The organism is Actinoallomurus sp. CA-150999 (assembly GCF_050942425.1).
Taxonomy (GTDB): domain Bacteria; phylum Actinomycetota; class Actinomycetes; order Streptosporangiales; family Streptosporangiaceae; genus Actinoallomurus.
Window position 1 is genome coordinate 10,497,676 of the sequence record NZ_CP192063.1, and the last position, 17,718, is coordinate 10,515,393.

The following is a 17,718-nucleotide window of genomic DNA, read 5'->3' on the forward strand; positions in this document are numbered from 1 at the left end:
AGGCTTACAAGGCGAGGATCAGCACGAGGATGAGGATCACCAGCACCACCGCGCCGGCGCCGAGCGCGATGAAGAGCTTGCGCCGCGACTCGTCCTCTCGGGAGGAGGACTGCGCCTGGCCGTAGCCGGGGAAGCCGCCCTCCTGGCCGAAGGACTGCTGCCCGCCGTACGGCGACGGCTGCTGCCCCTGCCCGTACGCCTGCTGCTGGCCATAGCCCTGCTGGCCGGGCTGCTGCTGACCGGGCTGGCCGTAACCCTGCTGCTGGCCGTAGCCCTGCTGACCGTAAGCCTGCTGGCCCGGCCCCTGCGGACCGGCGCCCTGCTGGTCCTGCCGCTGCTCGCCGTAGCCCTGCTGACCATAGGCCTGCTGGCCCTGAGGCTGCCCCTGGGGGCCGGTGCCCTGCGGGCCTTGGGCCTGCTGCTGTCCGGGGCCCGGCTGCTGGCCGTACCCCTGCTGCTGGCCGTAGCCCTGCTGACCGTAGCCCTGCTGCGGGAAGCCCTGCGGCTGCCCTGGCCCCTGGCCGAAGGCCTGCGGGCCGGAGTCGTGCTGCGGTCCCCCGCCCGACTCTCCACCGGGCGTCGGAGGCGCCCACGGCAGCGGACCGGAGTCACCGACCGGCTGCCCGGCGTACGGCGGCTGCTCCCCGGTCGAGGAGGGCGCCGGAGCCGGCGGCTGGCCGAAGGCGGTGGTGCTCATGCCGTCGATGTCCGGCGCCGCGCCAGGAGGCTGGTCCGAGCCGTACGGACGGGGGTCCTCGTCCACCCGGCTCTGGGCCGCGAAGCCCGCCTCCGGAGGAGGCACGAGCATCGTGCGCTCCGTGCCGCCGCTCTCGTCATCGCTCTGGTCGTCGCCCGGCTGGGACCCGCTCGGCGCGGACTCGCCCTCACCCGGGGCGCCGAACGCGGGGGCGTCGCCCGCGGGAGCGCCGAAGACCGGCAGATCGCCGGTCCCCGACGACTGCTCGCCGCCGGAGGACTCCACGTCGAGCGGCCGGTCCAGCATCGTGGAGGGCGGCTGCGGCAGGTCGGTGCCGCCGGCCGCCGGAGACGCCGTCCCGAACGACGATGGAGGCAGCTGCTCGCCCGTGCTCCCGGTGCCCTCCTCGCCCTCGGAGGGCCGGAAGGCCGTGGTCGCGGCGGCGTTGAAGCCACCGTCCGCAGGCGGAGCCGACTGTTCACCGGTCGAGCCCGACGGCGGCGCGATCGTGGTGCGCTCGCCGTCGTCCTCCTCCGTGCCCGGCGACGGGGCCGAGGACCCGCTCTCCTGCTCGCCGAACGGTGGAGCGCTCTGGCCGAAGGGCTGCTGAGCGTACGGCTGGGAGTATCCAGGCTGCCCGTAGGGCCCCGGCTCGCCGTACGACGGCTGCTGCTGCCCGCCCTGCTCGCCGGACGGCTGGCCGTACGAGGACGGGCCCGCGGGCGGCTGTCCGTACGGCTGCTGCCCGTAGGGCGCCCCGGGCTGCTGGCCCGGCTGGCCATAGGACGGGCCCGGCTGCTCTCCCGGTGAGCCGTACGACGTGTTCGGCTGCTCGCCAGGCGGCCCGTACGGCGGCGCCGACGGCTCCCCCTGCTGACCGTAGGGCGCACCCGGCTGCTGGCCGTACGGGGAGCCCGGCTGCTCCCCCGGCTGGCCATAGGGCGCAGCACCCGGCTGCTCACCTGGCTGGCCGTACGGGGGCTGCTGACCCGGCGGGGGGTACGGAGAGGCCTGCTCGCCCGGCTGCCCGTAGGGCTGCTGACCGTAGGGCGGAGGCGTGCCCGGCTGGCCGTAGGGCTGCTGACCGTACGGCGGGGGCGTGCCCGGCTGCCCGTAGGGCGGCTGGCCGGCAGGCGGCTGGCCATAAGGCTGCTGGCCGTACGGCGGCGGGGGCTGCTCGCCCGGCTGGCCGTAGGGCTGCTGTCCATAGGGCTGCTGGCCGTACGGCGGGGGTGTGCCCGGCTGGCCGTACGGCTGCTGACCGTAGGGAGGCGGCGGAGGCGGTGCCCCCGGGGTGCCGTGGGCGGGCGGCGCGCCCGGAGGCGTCCCCGGCTGCCCGGGGGGCCCGTACGGCGGCGGTGCCTGCTCGCCGGGCGTGCTCGCGCCACTCTCCGCCTGGTCGTCGCCCTCGGCGGGCGCAGGCGGGGTGGCGGGACGCCTCGGGGCGCGGAACATGACCGTGCGGCCCGACTCGAGGATGTCCTCGGACGGTTCCTCGGGCGCGGGCGGCGCCGGCGGCGCGGGCGGCGCCGCGTCCTTCGGCTGGTCCTGCCCGCCTGGGGCGGCGCCCTTGTCGCTGTCGGGCGGTTCGGACGATCCTTGTTGGTCAGGCGGTGGCCAGTGGGATCCCTGGCCGCCGTTCTGCTCGGTCATCGTCAGACTCCTTCAGCGCCGGCTCCGCGGGCGACTCGCCTTCGGCAGGCCGGCCGCACGACCTCACCCGAAGGCCGGTGTCGCACGGCCTTCCCGGTCAGATCGTCGGCCACCGGCCGATGCGTCCTCCGCTGGTTCACCGCACCAGAGTGCCTGGTCACCGGCATGACCGCAAATCACCGACCTCGTACGCGGTTGTGGTGGAAAAGGCCCAGGGGCCGCCCCCGGAAACTCGGAGGCGGCCCCTGGCCTGGCTGGAAACTAGCGGTTGTACTGACCGAAGTCGTACTCCTCCAGCGGAACGGCCTCGCCGGAGCCCTGGCCGAAGGCGTACTCGGCGCCCTCGTCGTAGGAGCCGACGGAGTAGACCGCTGCCTTGGCCTCTTCGGTGGGCTCGACCCGGATGTTGCGGTACTGCGGCATGCCGGTACCGGCCGGGATGAGCTTACCGATGATGACGTTCTCCTTCAGGCCGACCAGCGGGTCGGACTTGGCATGGATCGCCGCGTCCGTCAGGACCCGCGTCGTCTCCTGGAAGGAGGCCGCCGACAGCCACGACTCGGTGGCCAGCGACGCCTTCGTGATGCCCATGAGCTGCGGACGGCCGACCGCGGGCTGACCGCCCTCGGCGACGACGGCGCGGTTGAGCTCCTCGAACTTCGGGCGCTCGACCAGCTCGACGCCGGGCAGCATGTCGGTGTCGCCGGACTCCAGCACCTGGACCCGCTTCAGCATCTGCCGAACGATGATCTCGATGTGCTTGTCGTGGATCGACACACCCTGCGAGCGGTAGACCTCCTGCACCTGGTCGACCAGGTGCAGCTGGACCGCGCGCGGGCCGAGGATGCGCAGCACCTCGTGCGGGTTGATCGCGCCCTGGGTGAGCTGCTGCCCGACCTCGACGTGCTCGGCCTCCTGGACCTTCAGCCGCGACCGCATCGGCACCGGGTAGGCGATCTCCTCGCCACCGTCGTCCGGGATGACCACGATCTTGCGGGTCTTCTCGGTCTCGTCGATGCGGATCCGGCCGGCCACCTCGCTGATCGGAGCGACGCCCTTGGGGATGCGCGCCTCGAACAGCTCCTGGACACGCGGCAGACCGTGCGTGATGTCGACACCCGCCACACCACCGGTGTGGAAGGTCCGCATGGTCAGCTGGGTGCCGGGCTCACCGATCGACTGGGCGGCGATGATGCCGACCGCCTCGCCGACGTCCACGAGCTTGCCGGTGGCCAGCGAACGGCCGTAGCACATCGCGCAGACACCGATCTTGGACTCGCAGACCAGCGCGCAGCGGGTGCGCACCTCGCCGATGCCCACCTCGATGAGGCGGGTGAGCACCACGTCGTTGATGTCCGTGCCCGCCGGGAACAGGACGGTGCCGTCCACCTCGACGTCGTTCGCGATGTTGCGCCCGACGAGGCTGTTCTCGGAGTTCGCCACCTTGGTGAGGGTGCCGTCGGCGCCCTTGGTCGCGATCGCGAACTTGATCGTACGGTCGGTGCCGCAGTCGTCCTCGCGGACGATCACGTCCTGCGCGACGTCCACCAGACGACGGGTCAGGTAACCCGAGTCGGCGGTACGCAGGGCGGTGTCGGCCAGACCCTTACGGGCGCCGTGCGTGGCGATGAAGTACTCGACCACGGACAGGCCCTCACGGAAGGACGACTTGATCGGCCGCGGGATGGTCTCACCCTTCGGGTTGGAGACCAGACCACGCATACCGGCGATCTGCCGGAGCTGCAGCGGGTTACCGCGCGCACCGGAGTTGATCATCATCCAGATCGGGTTGGTGGCGGGGAAGGCCGCCTCCATGTCCTTGGCGACGTCGGCCGTGGCGTGGGTCCAGATCTCGATGAGCTCCTGACGGCGCTCGTCGTCGGTGATCAGACCGCGGTCGTACTCGCGCTGGACCTTGTCGGCCCGCCGCTCGTACGACGCCATGATCTCCGCCTTGTTCGGCGGGGCGATGACGTCGTCGATCGCGATGGTCACGCCGGACCGGGTGGCCCACCGGAAGCCGGTGTCCTTCAGCGCGTCCAGCGCGTTCGCGACATCGACCTTCGGGTAGGTCTCGGCCAGCTCGTTGACGATCGCCGACAGCTGCTTCTTGCCGACCTCGTAGTTGACGAACGGGTAGTCCGGCGGCAGTGCCTCGTTGAACAGCGCCCGGCCGAGCGTCGTCTCGAGGCGGATCGGCTGACCGGTCTCCCAGCCCTCCGGGGCGACCCAACCACGCGGCGGCGGGACGTCCTTGAGCCGGACGTTGACCTTGGCCTGGATGTCCAGGTCGCCCCGGTCGTAGGCCATGATCGCCTCGGACAGGGTGGAGAACGCGCGGCCCTCGCCGTCGGCGCCCTCCTTCTCCGTCGTCAGCCAGAACAGGCCGATGACCATGTCCTGCGTCGGCATGGTGACCGGCTTGCCGTCGGACGGCTTGAGGATGTTGTTGGTCGAGAGCATCAGGATGCGCGCCTCGGCCTGGGCCTCGGCCGACAGCGGCAGGTGCACGGCCATCTGGTCACCGTCGAAGTCCGCGTTGAACGCGGTGCAGACGAGCGGGTGGATCTGGATGGCCTTGCCCTCGACCAGCTGCGGCTCGAAGGCCTGGATGCCCAGGCGGTGCAGCGTCGGCGCCCGGTTGAGCAGCACCGGGTGCTCGGTGATGACCTCTTCGAGCACGTCCCACACGGCCGGGCGGGCCCGCTCGACCATGCGCTTGGCGCTCTTGATGTTCTGCGCGTGGTTGAGGTCGACCAGCCGCTTCATCACGAACGGCTTGAACAGCTCCAGCGCCATCTGCTTGGGCAGACCGCACTGGTGCAGCCGCAGCTGCGGGCCGACGACGATGACCGAACGGCCGGAGTAGTCGACGCGCTTACCGAGCAGGTTCTGCCGGAAGCGGCCCTGCTTGCCCTTGAGCATGTCGGACAGCGACTTGAGCGGACGGTTGCCCGGCCCGGTGACGGGCCGGCCGCGGCGGCCGTTGTCGAACAGCGCGTCGACGGCCTCCTGCAGCATCCGCTTCTCGTTGTTGACGATGATCTCGGGCGCGCCGAGGTCGAGCAGCCTCTTCAGCCGGTTGTTCCGGTTGATGACCCGGCGGTACAGGTCGTTGAGGTCGCTCGTCGCGAACCGGCCACCGTCGAGCTGCACCATCGGGCGCAGGTCCGGCGGGATCACCGGGATGCAGTCGAGCACCATGCCGCGCGGGCTGTTGCGGGTGTTGAGGAACGCGGAGACGACCTTGAGGCGCTTGAGGGCGCGGGCCTTCTTCTGGCCCTTGCCGCTGCGGATGGTCTCCCGCAGCCGCTCGGACTCGGCGTCGAGGTCGAAGTTCTCCAGGCGCTTCTGGATGGCCGCGGCGCCCATGCCGCCCTCGAAGTAGCGGCCGAAGCGGTCGCGCATCTCGCGGTAGAGCAGCTCGTCGCCCTCGAGGTCCTGGACCTTGAGGTTGCGGAAGCGGTTCCAGACCTCGTCGAGCCGGTCGAGCTCGCGCTGCGCCCGGTCGCGGAGCTGCTTCATCTCCCGCTCGGCGCCCTCACGCACCTTGCGACGCTGGTCGCCCTTCGCCCCGGCGGCCTCGAGCTCGGCGAGGTCGCCCTCGAGCTTCTTCTGCCGGGCCTCGATGTCGGCGTCGCGACGCTGCTCGAACTGCTGCCGCTCCACGGAGACCTTGGCCTCCAGCGACGGCAGGTCGCGCTCACGCATCTCGGTGTCGACATGCGTGATCATGTACGCGGCGAAGTAGATGATCTTTTCGAGGTCCTTGGGCGCCAGGTCGAGCAGGTAGCCCAGCCGGCTCGGCACACCCTTGAAGTACCAGATGTGCGTCACGGGCGCGGCCAGCTCGATGTGGCCCATCCGCTCACGCCGGACCTTGGCGCGGGTCACCTCGACGCCGCAGCGCTCACAGATGATGCCCTTGAAGCGGACGCGCTTGTACTTACCGCAGTAGCATTCCCAGTCCCGGGTCGGACCGAAGATCTTCTCGCAGAAGAGCCCGTCCTTCTCCGGCTTGAGAGTCCGGTAGTTGATCGTCTCCGGCTTCTTGACCTCGCCGTGCGACCACTGCCGGATGTCGTCAGCCGTGGCCAGGCCGATCCGCAGCTCGTCGAAGAAGTTGACGTCGAGCACTTTGTTAACCAGTCCCCTGTTGTCGTATGCCGATTCCGAGGTCCGTGGCGCCTTCTCGCTTACTCCGCGGGTGGGCGGCCGGGCGCTGTCGCGCGCCCGGGCCGCCCCCCACGTCGTTCACTCGTCGGCTCCCCGTCCCTCAGACCTCTTCGACACTGCTCGGCTCACGCCGGGACAGGTCGATGCCGAGCTCTTCCGCGGCGCGGAAGACGTCCTCGTCGGTGTCACGCATCTCGATGGACATGCCGTCGCTGGAGAGCACCTCGACGTTGAGGCACAGCGACTGCATCTCCTTGATCAGCACCTTGAAGGACTCAGGGATGCCCGGCTCAGGGATGTTCTCGCCCTTGACGATGGCCTCGTACACCTTCACGCGGCCGAGGACGTCGTCGGACTTGATGGTGAGCAGCTCCTGGAGGGCGTAGGCGGCGCCGTACGCCTCCAGCGCCCAGACCTCCATCTCACCGAAGCGCTGGCCACCGAACTGGGCCTTACCGCCGAGCGGCTGCTGGGTGATCATGGAGTACGGGCCGGTCGAACGCGCGTGGATCTTGTCGTCGACCAGGTGGAGCAGCTTCAGGATGTAGATGTAACCGACCGCGATCGGGTCCTTGAAGGGCTCACCGGTGCGGCCGTCGAACAGCCGCGCCTTGCCGGTCTTCTGCACCATGCGGTTGCCGTCACGGTTCGGCATGGTGCTGTCGAGCAGCTCGGTGATCTCTTCCTCGCGGGCGCCGTCGAACACCGGAGTGGCGACGTTGGTGCCCGGGTCGGCCGCGTCAGCGCCGATGGCCTTCAGCTGGCGCTTCCACTCGGCGTCGTCCCCGTCGACCTTCCACCCTCGGCTGGCGACCCACCCGAGGTGAGTCTCCAGGACCTGGCCGACGTTCATTCGGCCGGGCACACCAAGCGGGTTGAGGACGATGTCGACCGGGGTGCCGTCCTCGAGGAACGGCATGTCCTCGATCGGCAGCACCTTGGAGATGACGCCCTTGTTGCCGTGACGGCCGGCGAGCTTGTCACCATCGGTGATCTTGCGCTTCTGGGCGACGTACACCCGGACCAGCTCGTTCACGCCCGGCGGGAGCTCGTCGCCCTCTTCCCGGCTGAACACGCGGACCCCGATGACCTTGCCCTCTTCGCCGTGCGGCACCTTCAGGGAGGTGTCACGGACCTCACGGGCCTTCTCGCCGAAGATCGCGCGCAGCAGGCGCTCCTCCGGGGTCAGCTCGGTCTCGCCCTTCGGGGTGACCTTGCCGACCAGGATGTCGCCCGTGGTGACCTCGGCGCCGATGCGGATGATGCCGCGCTCGTCCAGGTCGGACAGGACCTCTTCGGAGACGTTCGGGATGTCCCGGGTGATCTCCTCCGGGCCCAGCTTGGTGTCACGGGCGTCGACCTCGTGCTCCTCGATGTGGATCGAGGACAGGACGTCGTCCTGCACCAGACGCTGGGAGAGGATGATCGCGTCTTCGTAGTTGTGGCCCTCCCACGGCATGAACGCCACCAGAAGGTTCTTGCCGAGCGCCATCTCGCCGTTGTCCGTGCACGGACCGTCGGCGACGACGGTGCCGACCTCGACCCGCTGGCCCTCGTCGACGATGGGCTTCTGGTTGAAGCAGGTGCCCTGGTTGGACCGCTTGAACTTGGCGACACGGTAGGTGGTGCGCGTGCCGTCGTCGTTCATCACGGTGATGTAGTCGGCCGAGACCTCCTCGACGACACCCGCCTTCTCGGCGGTGATGACGTCGCCGGCGTCGGTGGCCGCGCGGTACTCCATGCCGGTGCCGACCAGCGGCGCCTCGCTGCGCAGCAGCGGGACGGACTGGCGCTGCATGTTGGAGCCCATGAGCGCGCGGTTGGCGTCGTCGTGCTCGAGGAACGGGATCATGGCCGTCGCGACCGACACCATCTGGCGCGGCGAGACGTCCATGTAGTCGACCTCGGACGGCGGGATGAACTCGACCTCGCCGCCCTTCCGGCGGACCAGGACGCGGTTCTCGACGAAGGTGCCGTCGTCCTCGAGAGGCGTGTTCGCCTGCGCGACGACGTGCCGGTCCTCCTCGTCCGCGGTGAGGTAGTCGATCTGCTCGGTGACCCGGCCGTCGACGACCTTGCGGTACGGCGTCTCGATGAAGCCGAACGAGTTGACCCGACCGTACGAGCTCAGCGAGCCGATCAGGCCGATGTTCGGGCCTTCCGGCGTCTCGATCGGGCACATGCGGCCGTAGTGCGACGGGTGGACGTCACGGACCTCCATGCCCGCCCGCTCACGGGACAGACCACCCGGGCCGAGGGCGTTCAGACGCCGCTTGTGCGTCAGGCCCGCGAGCGGGTTGGTCTGGTCCATGAACTGCGACAGCTGCGAGGTGCCGAAGAACTCCTTGATCGACGCCACGACCGGGCGGATGTTGATCAGGGTCTGCGGCGTGATCGCCTCGACGTCCTGCGTGGTCATGCGCTCGCGGACGACGCGCTCCATGCGGGCCAGGCCCAGGCGGACCTGGTTCTGGATCAGCTCGCCGACCGAGCGGATACGACGGTTACCGAAGTGGTCGATGTCGTCGGTCTCGACGGGGATCGTGCGGCCCGCCGGACCCGTCACCTCCTCCTCACCGGCGTGCAGCCGGACGAGGTAGTCGATGGTCGTGACGATGTCGTCCTCGGTCAGCGTGCCCTGGGCGAGGTCCAGGTCCAGGCCGAGCTTCTTGTTGACCTTGTAGCGGCCGACCTTGGCGAGGTCGTAACGCTTCGGGTTGAAGTAGAGATTCTCCAGCAGCGTCTGCGCGGACTCCTTCGTCGGCGGCTCGCCCGGACGCAGCTTGCGATAGATGTCGAGCAGGGCGTCGTCCTGCCCGGTGGTGTGGTCCTTCTCGAGGGTCACACGCATGGACTCGTAGTCGCCCCAGCGCTCCAGGATGCGCGCGTCGTCCCAGCCGAGTGCCTTGAGCAGGACGGTGACGCTCTGCTTGCGCTTGCGGTCGATACGGACGCCGACGTTGTCGCGCTTGTCGACCTCGAACTCCAGCCACGCACCGCGTGACGGGATGACCTTGACGCCGAAGATGTCCTTGTCGGACGTCTTGTCCAGGGCCCGGTCGAAGTAGACGCCGGACGAACGGACGAGCTGCGAGACGACGACGCGCTCGGTGCCGTTGATGATGAACGTGCCTCGCGGGGTCATGAGCGGGAAGTCGCCCATGAACACCGTCTGGCTCTTGATCTCCCCCGTGGAGTTGTTGATGAACTCCGCCGTGACGAACATCGGGGCGGAGAAGGTCATGTCCTTGTCTTTGCACTCCTCGACGGAGTACTTCGGCGGCTCGAACCGGTGATCGCGGAACGAGAGGGACATGGTGCCGGAGAAGTCTTCGATGGGACTGATCTCTTCGAAGATCTCCTCAAGTCCCGACTGGGTCGGGACATCCTTACGACCGGCCTGCTGGGCCGCATTGACCCGGGCCTTCCACCTCTCGTTACCGAGCAACCAGTCAAAGGACTCGGTCTGCAGCGCGAGGAGATCCGGGACTCCCAGAGGCTCCTTGATACGCGCGAAAGAAACGCGGTTCGGACCGGTTGCGGTTGTCGAGGCGTTGCGCGAGGCTGCCAAGAGTGGTCCTTCCGAGGGCTCGCGGCGGACTGACGACGCGCGCACGCCAGACGATCCACGCCGATGGACCCCGCCGAAACGGGGGTGTCGATGTGTGGATTGTCAGAGGGCAGCGCAAAGGGGCAGTGTAGCCGAACGCTACACCGCTGTCGAGCGCAGTGCCACGGTATGCATCACAGTTGCTCCGCAGCATCGCTCGTCAGCGGCCCCACGTCAAGACTAGACATGGACATTCCGCCCTCTGAGCGAGGGTGAGGAAGCCCATAGTTTACGGGGAAGCGAGCACCTGTCCGTCCACGCGCACGCCACCGGCCGCCCCCGCGCGGGACCGCGCGACGGCTCGGATGTGGATCAACGTCACTTTTTCGACGCGGAAGGACTCGGCGCCGGGGTCGGGCCCGACGACGACGGCGGCGGGGTGGTCATCCGCGGGCCGTCGATCAACCACTTCTTGCCGATCTTCTTCATCTGCAGCCGCGGCCAGGACGTGTCGACCTGAGGCTCCTTGTGCGCGGCGTTCACCGAGATCATCTTGACGAAGAAGAGCACCTCAACGCGATGGGGCGTCGCCTGCGTCACCGCAGCGACCTGGATCTGGGTCAGCGCCTGGGTCTGACTCTTCTCCACCGACGGCCGGAAGATCTTCCAGTACGCGTCGTAGGACTTCGCCATCGCCGGTGTCATCTCGGAGCGCGCCTTGCCGAGGTCGTAGTCCAGCGTCCGGTAGTTATACGACAGCAGGTCCTTGGCCGCGGACTGCGCGGCGGCCAGGCCGTCCTCGCGGGCGCTCTCCGCCGCTGTGTCCTCGCTCCACTGGTGCCACAGGGCCAGGCAGCCGACGGCCGCGACGAGGACCGCACAGGCCAGGATGACCAGCGGCGTGGTGGCCGACGACCGCGGCGCCGCGCCCTTCGCCGCCGTCTTCTCCGTGGAGGCCTCTTCGGCCTTCTTGTCCTTGCGCCTGGTGACCGCGGTCATTGCAGCCCTCCCATCCCGGAGACCCGCCAGTGACCGCCGATCTTGCCGAGCTGGACCTGCGCGCTCTGCCACGTCGAGGACGGCGTCGTGACCTGGGCGGACTGCGCGGTCCGCCGTACGGTGACCATGACCTCGGCCGACTTGGCGTCGATGTTGATCACCCCGCAAGCGGAGACCGCCGCGCTGGAGACCAGCTTGTTGGTCACGACCGTCTGCTTCCAGTTGGTGCCGAGCTGCTGGACGGCCTGCGACTTGAACTTGTCGGACATATCGGCGTACACGCGCTGAGCGTCCTCGTCGAAGCTCTGATAGCTGATCGAGTAGAAGTTGGTGACCACCCGGCGGGCGACGGTCTGCACCGCCTCGATGTCGGACTTACGGGTGTCCGCGGCGTACGTCTTGTCGGCGAAATAGCCCACGGGCACCAGGAGGGCCACGAGAACGAGCCCCAGCAGCGCGAAGGCGATCCCTAGACGGCGCGGACTCAGCCGACGATCGGGCTCAGCAGAAGCGTCTGCCATGAAGCGTCTCCCGTCAGTTGACTCACCTTGCCCAGGCGATAGCGCTTACCGTCAGGCCCCACGTAAACGCGGGTCCGGGGATCGTAGCCGCTGACGAACAGCGTCTGCAGACCGGAGGATGCCTCCTGTCCCGAACCGGGGGTCCCCGCCGACGCGCCTCCCGTCGACGACGACCCGCCGGTCGCCGACGTCTGCTTCGCCGCGTCCGAACGCCCGCCACTCGACCCGTTCGAGGTCTCGTACGGGAAGCCGGCGCCGTCTGTCGCGCCCTCGGGCAGCTTCGGGTACGGACCGGCCGGGGGCGCGTTGCGGGAGCCGCGGACGGCCGTCGTGGCGTTCTTGGGCGCCTTGCAGGAGGCATTCGGGTTGATGGTCGCCGGCCGGATGTCCTGCGGGTAGCGCACCTTCGTCTGCTTGTACCCGTCGGTGCACACGGGCGGCTGGTTGAAGTTGAGCTCGAGGCCGAAGTGCACCGTGCCGTCGCCAGGGGTGACGCTGAAGGCGCCGCCGACGATGAGCGGGTAGGTGGTGAGCAGCGTCCGCAGCTGCGTCGTGCGCGAGGTCAGCACCGACCCGACCACCGAGCCGTTGGCGAGCAGGGTGGGCAGGGTCGGCTCGAGGCGGTCGAGCAGGTCCTGGCCCTGGTCGAGCGCGCCCGGTGTGACGTTCAGGAACTTGCGGACGTCGGGGTCGTCGCGCTTGAGCTCGGCCGTCAGCGAGGCGAGGTTTGCGGAGAACTCCCGGAAGACCGACCCCTCGTCGACCTGCGTGTCCAGGACCGTACGGCCGTTGTTGAGCAGCGCGATCGTCTCGGGGTAGGTGTCGTTCAGCGCGGCCAGGATCTTCTTGTTGGAGTCGATCAGCGACTGCAGGTCCGGGCCCTCGCCCGACAGGCCCTTGTCGAGCTCGTCGATGACCGTCCCGAGGTCCTTGGGGTTCACGGTACGCACGAGCGCGTCGATGTTGTGCAGCAGCTCGTACGTCTGGACGGGCAGGTGCGTGTGGCTGCGCGGGATGGTGTCGCCGCTCTTCAGCGACGGGCCGTTGCCGGCGGGGCGCAGGTCGACGTACTGCTCGCCGACGCCGGACCGGTTGAGGACGTACGCCTGCACGTCGTTGTCCGGGACCTTGGTGTCGCGGTTGATGCGCAGCTCGACGCGGACGCCGTCCTTCGTCAGTTTGAGCGGCCCGACCCGGCCGACCGTGACCCCGCGGTAGGTGACCTCGGCGTTGGTGAAGATGCCGCCGGAGTCGGCCATGTCGAGGTAGACGCGGTAGCGGAGGTCGAGGACGGACTGGCCGATCCCGATGATGTTCACGAGGGTGTAGGCCATGGTCAGCACCGTGATGATCGCGAAGATCGTCAGCTGGATCTTGACGCCACGCTTGATGATCATGCGGTGCCTCCGCTCAGCACGGCGCCCAGGTCGTCGCCTGGCGCGCCGCCGCGCATGCCCAGAGGCGGCAGGATGCCGCCACCGCCCTGCTGCGAGCCGCCGGTCCCGCTCTGGCCGGACCCGCCCGTTCCGCCCTGCGGGAGGACACCGAGCGGATTGTCGGGGACGGCGGTGCGGGGCGCCGGCAGGGACGCCTGCAGCTTCTCGGCCGTCTTGGCCGCGCCGTCGAGCGCCGTGCCCGCGAGGAAGTTGTGCGCGATGTTGCCCACGTTGAGGTCCAGGGTGGCGAACAGGTTGCCGTAGTCGCCCTTGAGCGCCTGGGAGACCGTCTGTGGGAAGGGGAAGGTGAACAGGCCACCGAGGACCTTCGGAATGACGCTGCTGGCCTTGTCGGTGTTCTGCAGCACCGTCTGCAGCGACTTGAGGTTGGCGACCGTGTCGTCGTGCGAACGGTTGATCACCCGGGTGGCCACGGTGCCCAGTCGATCCATGGTCACGAGGAGCTTGGTGAGGTCCTGCCGCTGCTCGGCGAGGATCTTCACCGCCGGGCCAGTGCTGTCGATCGTGTCGGCGATCGTCTGGTTGTGCCGGGCGAGCGTGGCGGCCAGCCGGTCGACCTTGTCGATCGTGGTGACGATCTGGGCCTTCTGCCGGTCGAGCGTCCCGACGAAGGTGTTCACGCGGTCGAGCAGGTCGCGCATCTGCGTGGTGCGGCCCTGCATCGCGGCGTTGAGCTCGTGGTTGATCGTGGAGACCTGCTCGAGGCCGCCGCCGGTGATGAGCATGGACATCGCCGACAGCACCTCCTCGACCTCGGTGTTGCGGGTCGTGCGCTCGAGCGGGATCACCGCGCCCTGGGTCAGCTTGCCCTGCGCTGTCTGCCCCTGCGGCGCGGACAGCGCCACGAACTTCTCGCCGAGGAGGCTGGTCTGGGAGATCGTGGCGACGGCGTTGCCGGGCAGGTCGACCGAGCGGCGGAGCCGGCAGGTGACCTCGGCGTTCCAGTTCACCAGGCGGATCTTGGTGACCTGGCCGACCGGGACGTCGTCGACCCGGCACTGCGACCGCGGCACCAGGTCGAGGACGTTCGAGAAGACCATCTTCACGTCGTACGGGTCGGACCCGGTGTTGATCCCGCCGGGTAGCGGCAGCGACGACACCCCGCGGAACGAACAGCCCGAGACCGCCGCGGTCAGCGTGAGCGCCGCGGCGAGGATCCGCGTCGCTCTCCCGCGTCGCGTCGGCCGCTCCGATCGAGACACCTCGTTCGTACCTCTCATCTCACTCACGGCCCGCGCCCGCCGTGCTCGTGCCGCTGGGGGCGCGCTTCCCGGTCCCGCTCTTCTGGTCGTTGATCGGAGGCTGAGCCGGGCCGATCGCGACCGGGAGCGGGATGAGGTTCTGCAGGTAGCCGTCGAACCACCGGCCCTGGGCGGTGGCGTCCGCCGAGACGGTGACGAAGGGACCCAGGGTCTTGAGCGACTTGTCGATGTTGCCCTGATTGCGTTGCAGGATGTTCACGACGCGGTGGAGCTGGACCATCGCGGGGTTCAGCGTCCCGCGGTTCTCCTCGATCGCGCCGGTGATCTGGTTGGAGAGGCTGACCGTGCCGGACAGCAGCGAGGTGATCACCTGGCGCCGGTCGTTGAGCTCCTGCAGCAGGAGCCCGCCACCAGAGACGAGCTGGGCGAGGTCGCCGCTGCGGTCGGCGAGCAGTCCGGTCAGGCTGCGCGTGTGGCCGAGGAGGCTGCCCAGCTCGTCGTCGCGGGACGAGATCGCCCGGGAGACCTTCCGCAGCCCGCTGAGCGTGCGGCGCACGTTGTCCGGGGAGTACTTCAGCGTCTGGTCCAGCGTGTCGAGCGCCTTCGCGAGCTGTGGCACGTCGACCTTCTGCAGCTGACCGGAGAGGTCCTGCAGGGCTGGCACGACCTCGTACGACGGGGCCGTGCGCGACGTGGGGATCTCCGCGTGCGTGGACTGGTGCCGGTCACCCTTCGGCACGACCTCCAGGTAGTGCGCGCCCAGCAGCGTCGAGATCTTGATCCGGATCTGCGACTGGGTGCCGAAGTGGACGTTGTTCGCGGTGAAGGCGACCTTCACGTGGTCGCCCTCCAGCCCGACGCTCTTGACCTTGCCGACCTTGACGCCGGCGACGCGCACCTCTTCGTTCGGCTTGAGCCCGCTGGCCTCGGTGAACGCCGCGTGGTAGACGGTGCCGCCCTCGAAGATCGTCAGGTTGAACGCGGCGAACACGAGTACGGCCACCGACGACATGCCGACGACGCCCATCACCAGGGGATCCCGGTCGCGGAAGGAGACTCTCACCGCCGCGCTCCCCTCGTCGCTGCCTCATTCACCTGATCACCCCTTGCATCGGGCGCTCTCGTTCAGGATCTGCGGAGTGTTGAAGGAGACCTTGCCGGGCAGCCCGATGCGTGCGTCGAGGCTGCACAGGTAGAAGTTGAACCACGAGCCGTACGACGCCGCCCGGTCCAGCAGCATGAAGTTGGTCGGCATCGTCTGGAACGCCTTGTCCAGCTGGTTGCCGTTGGCGGCCAGCACCTTCGACAGGTGGCCGAGCGAGGCGATGTCCGCCTTGACCGACGGACGGACGTCGGTGAGCAGGCCGTTGGTCGTGTACACCAGCTGGTTGACGCTGACGAGCGACTCGCCGATCGCGTGGCGGTCGGCGGCCAGCCCGCCCACGAGGCTCTTGAGGTTGGTGATGAGGGCGGAGACCTCCTGGTCGCGCGAGTCGATCGTGGAGATCACCTTGTCGAGGTTGTCGATCACCCGGCCGATGACCTCGTCGCGGTTGCCGAGGGTCTCGGTCAGGGAGGCGACGTGCGCGAGCAGCCCGTTGACCGTGCCGCCCTCGCCCTGCAGCACCTGGATGAGCTGGTAGGTCAGCTGATTGACGTCCTGCGGCTTGATCGCCCGCAGCAGCGGCCGGAAGCCGTTGAACAGCGCCGTCAGGTCCAGCGCCGGCTGGGTCTGCTCCTTGGGGATCGTGCCACCCGCCGGCAGGTCGCCGCCCTGCCCGGAACCCTCGGTGAGGGAGACGTAGCGCTGCCCCATCAGGTTGCGGTACCGCAGCTGCGCCTGCGTGCTGCGCGGCAGGGTCTGGTCCTTGATCACCTCGATCGTGACCCTGGCCAGATGTCCCTGGTACAGCTTGATGCCGTCGACCTGGCCGACGCGCACGCCGGCGATCCGCACCTCGTCGCCGGAGTTGAGGCCGGCCGCGTCCGTGAAGATCAGGTTGTACTTCCGGCTCGCGACGAACTGCATGTTGGAAATGGCGATGGCGAGCACCGCCGTGGACAGCGTCGCGATGACCATGAAGATCAGCAGCTTGACGGCCGCCGAGGTCGTCTTCACTTGACGGTCACCACCATTCCGTTGGCGGCCGGTTTGTAGAGCAGCGAGGCGAGGTCGGAGACCTGGTCGGCGCGGGTGCCCATGGCGGGCCCGAGCAGGCCCTTGAGCAGGCTGTCGTCGTCGGCGGAGGTGCCCGGCTTGACCAGCACGCTGGACAGGGAGCGGCCCGCGCCGCCGGCCCACCACTGGTCGTCCTCGGTGCCGTCGAGCAGCTGGTATTGCGGGAACGGCACCTTCGGGTTCGGCAGGCCGTAGCAGCGGGGGTTGCGGTGGTCGTTGAACGCCGGCTTGTCGAGACCGGGCTTGTACCCGGGCCGCGGCTTGACCAGTTCGAGCGTGACGTGCACGCCCGGCTGCTTGCCGCCCATCGCGTCGACCAGCCGGGGGGTGAGCTTGGCCATGCCCTGCAGGACGCACGGGACGCCCGGGGAGTACTTGGCGAGCAGCGCGAGCGACTGCCGGTTGGCGATCATCGCGCCGACGAGGCGGGGCTCGTTGTCGGCGGTGAACTCGGTGGCCTGGCCGGTGAGGTTGATCCCCTTGTCGAGGGCGGCCACGAGCTGGGGCTCCTTGTCGACGATCGTCCGGTTCGTCGTCTGCAGGTTCTGCATGATCGAGATCAGGTCCGGCGCGGCGCCGTTGAGGTTGTCGCTGACGACCGCGAGCTGCCGCAGGTCGTGCATGACGGTCGGCAGGTGCGGGTTGAGCCGCTTGAGGTAGTCGTCGGCGTCGACGAGCATCTGCCCGATCTGGTCGCCGCGGCCCTGCAGGGCGGTGGCCAGGGCGTTCAGGGTGGCGTTGAGCTTGGCCGGCTCGACCTCGTTGAGGATCGGCATGACGTCGTCGAGGACCTGGTTGACCTCGACGGCGGTGGTGGAGCGGTCCTGCGGGATGACGTCGCCGTTCGCCAGGTGACGGCCGCCGAGACCGCCCGCGGGCGGCACGATGTCGACGAACTTCTCGCCGAACACCGTCTTGGGCAGCATGCGGGCCGAGGAGTCCGCCGGGATCAGCGGTGCCTTGGACGGGTCGATCGCCAGGTCGATCGCCGCGCCCTTCGGCGTCTGCCGGATCTTGCGGACCTCGCCGACGATCAGGCCGCGCACCTTCACGTCGGAGTGCGGGACGAGCTGCAGCCCGGCCCGGTCGCTGTCCACGGTGACGTGGTAGACGGGCGTGAACGCCTTGTTGTACTGCGCGATCATCAGCATGACGAGCAGGATGACCACGAGCACGAACGCCAGCCCGTACAGGCGGTAGCGCAGCCGCTCGGACCACGAGCCGAAGGGCGGGGTGTAACTCACGTGTCCTCCCCCGGCTCAGCAATCGACATCGCGCACTCAC

10 protein-coding genes are annotated in these 17,718 nt (G+C 69.0%); all 10 read right to left on the reverse strand.

All coding sequences use genetic code 11. From position 1 onward, the window contains the following. Positions 1-4: 4 nt before the first annotated feature. Positions 5-2,350, reverse strand: a complete 2,346-nt coding sequence (locus ACQP2O_RS48450; protein WP_433176424.1) for a hypothetical protein — start codon at positions 2,348-2,350, stop codon at positions 5-7. A gap of 261 nt (positions 2,351-2,611) precedes the next feature. Beyond that, on the reverse strand, positions 2,612-6,487 hold the full coding sequence (locus ACQP2O_RS48455; RefSeq protein ID WP_433176426.1) for a DNA-directed RNA polymerase subunit beta': 3,876 nt from the start codon (positions 6,485-6,487) through the stop codon (positions 2,612-2,614). Positions 6,488-6,626: 139 nt separating this feature from the next. Continuing rightward, positions 6,627-10,097 (reverse strand): DNA-directed RNA polymerase subunit beta, encoded by a 3,471-nt coding sequence (gene rpoB / locus ACQP2O_RS48460; protein ID WP_433176428.1) that lies wholly within the window; start codon positions 10,095-10,097, stop codon positions 6,627-6,629. 357 nt (positions 10,098-10,454) lie between these two features. Beyond that, positions 10,455-11,075, reverse strand: a complete 621-nt coding sequence (locus tag ACQP2O_RS48465; protein ID WP_433176430.1) for a hypothetical protein — start codon at positions 11,073-11,075, stop codon at positions 10,455-10,457. Beyond that, positions 11,072-11,596: a hypothetical protein gene (locus ACQP2O_RS48470; protein WP_433176432.1), complete on the reverse strand. Its 525-nt coding sequence runs from the start codon at positions 11,594-11,596 to the stop codon at positions 11,072-11,074. The genes ACQP2O_RS48465 and ACQP2O_RS48470 overlap by 4 nt, the downstream gene beginning before the upstream one ends. Beyond that, positions 11,560-12,993: an MCE family protein gene (locus ACQP2O_RS48475; RefSeq protein WP_433176434.1), complete on the reverse strand. Its 1,434-nt coding sequence runs from the start codon at positions 12,991-12,993 to the stop codon at positions 11,560-11,562. Before ACQP2O_RS48475 ends, ACQP2O_RS48470 begins: the two co-directional genes overlap by 37 nt. After that, positions 12,990-14,255: an MCE family protein gene (locus ACQP2O_RS48480; protein WP_433176436.1), complete on the reverse strand. Its 1,266-nt coding sequence runs from the start codon at positions 14,253-14,255 to the stop codon at positions 12,990-12,992. The genes ACQP2O_RS48475 and ACQP2O_RS48480 overlap by 4 nt, the downstream gene beginning before the upstream one ends. Positions 14,256-14,274: 19 nt before the next feature. Next, positions 14,275-15,318, reverse strand: a complete 1,044-nt coding sequence (locus ACQP2O_RS48485; RefSeq protein ID WP_433176438.1) for an MCE family protein — start codon at positions 15,316-15,318, stop codon at positions 14,275-14,277. A 36-nt stretch (positions 15,319-15,354) separates the two neighbouring features. Beyond that, positions 15,355-16,374: an MCE family protein gene (locus tag ACQP2O_RS48490; RefSeq protein ID WP_433176440.1), complete on the reverse strand. Its 1,020-nt coding sequence runs from the start codon at positions 16,372-16,374 to the stop codon at positions 15,355-15,357. After that, positions 16,371-17,678, reverse strand: coding sequence for an MCE family protein (locus ACQP2O_RS48495; protein ID WP_433176442.1), 1,308 nt, complete (start codon positions 17,676-17,678; stop codon positions 16,371-16,373). Before ACQP2O_RS48495 ends, ACQP2O_RS48490 begins: the two co-directional genes overlap by 4 nt. Between the last annotated feature and the right edge of the window lie 40 nt (positions 17,679-17,718).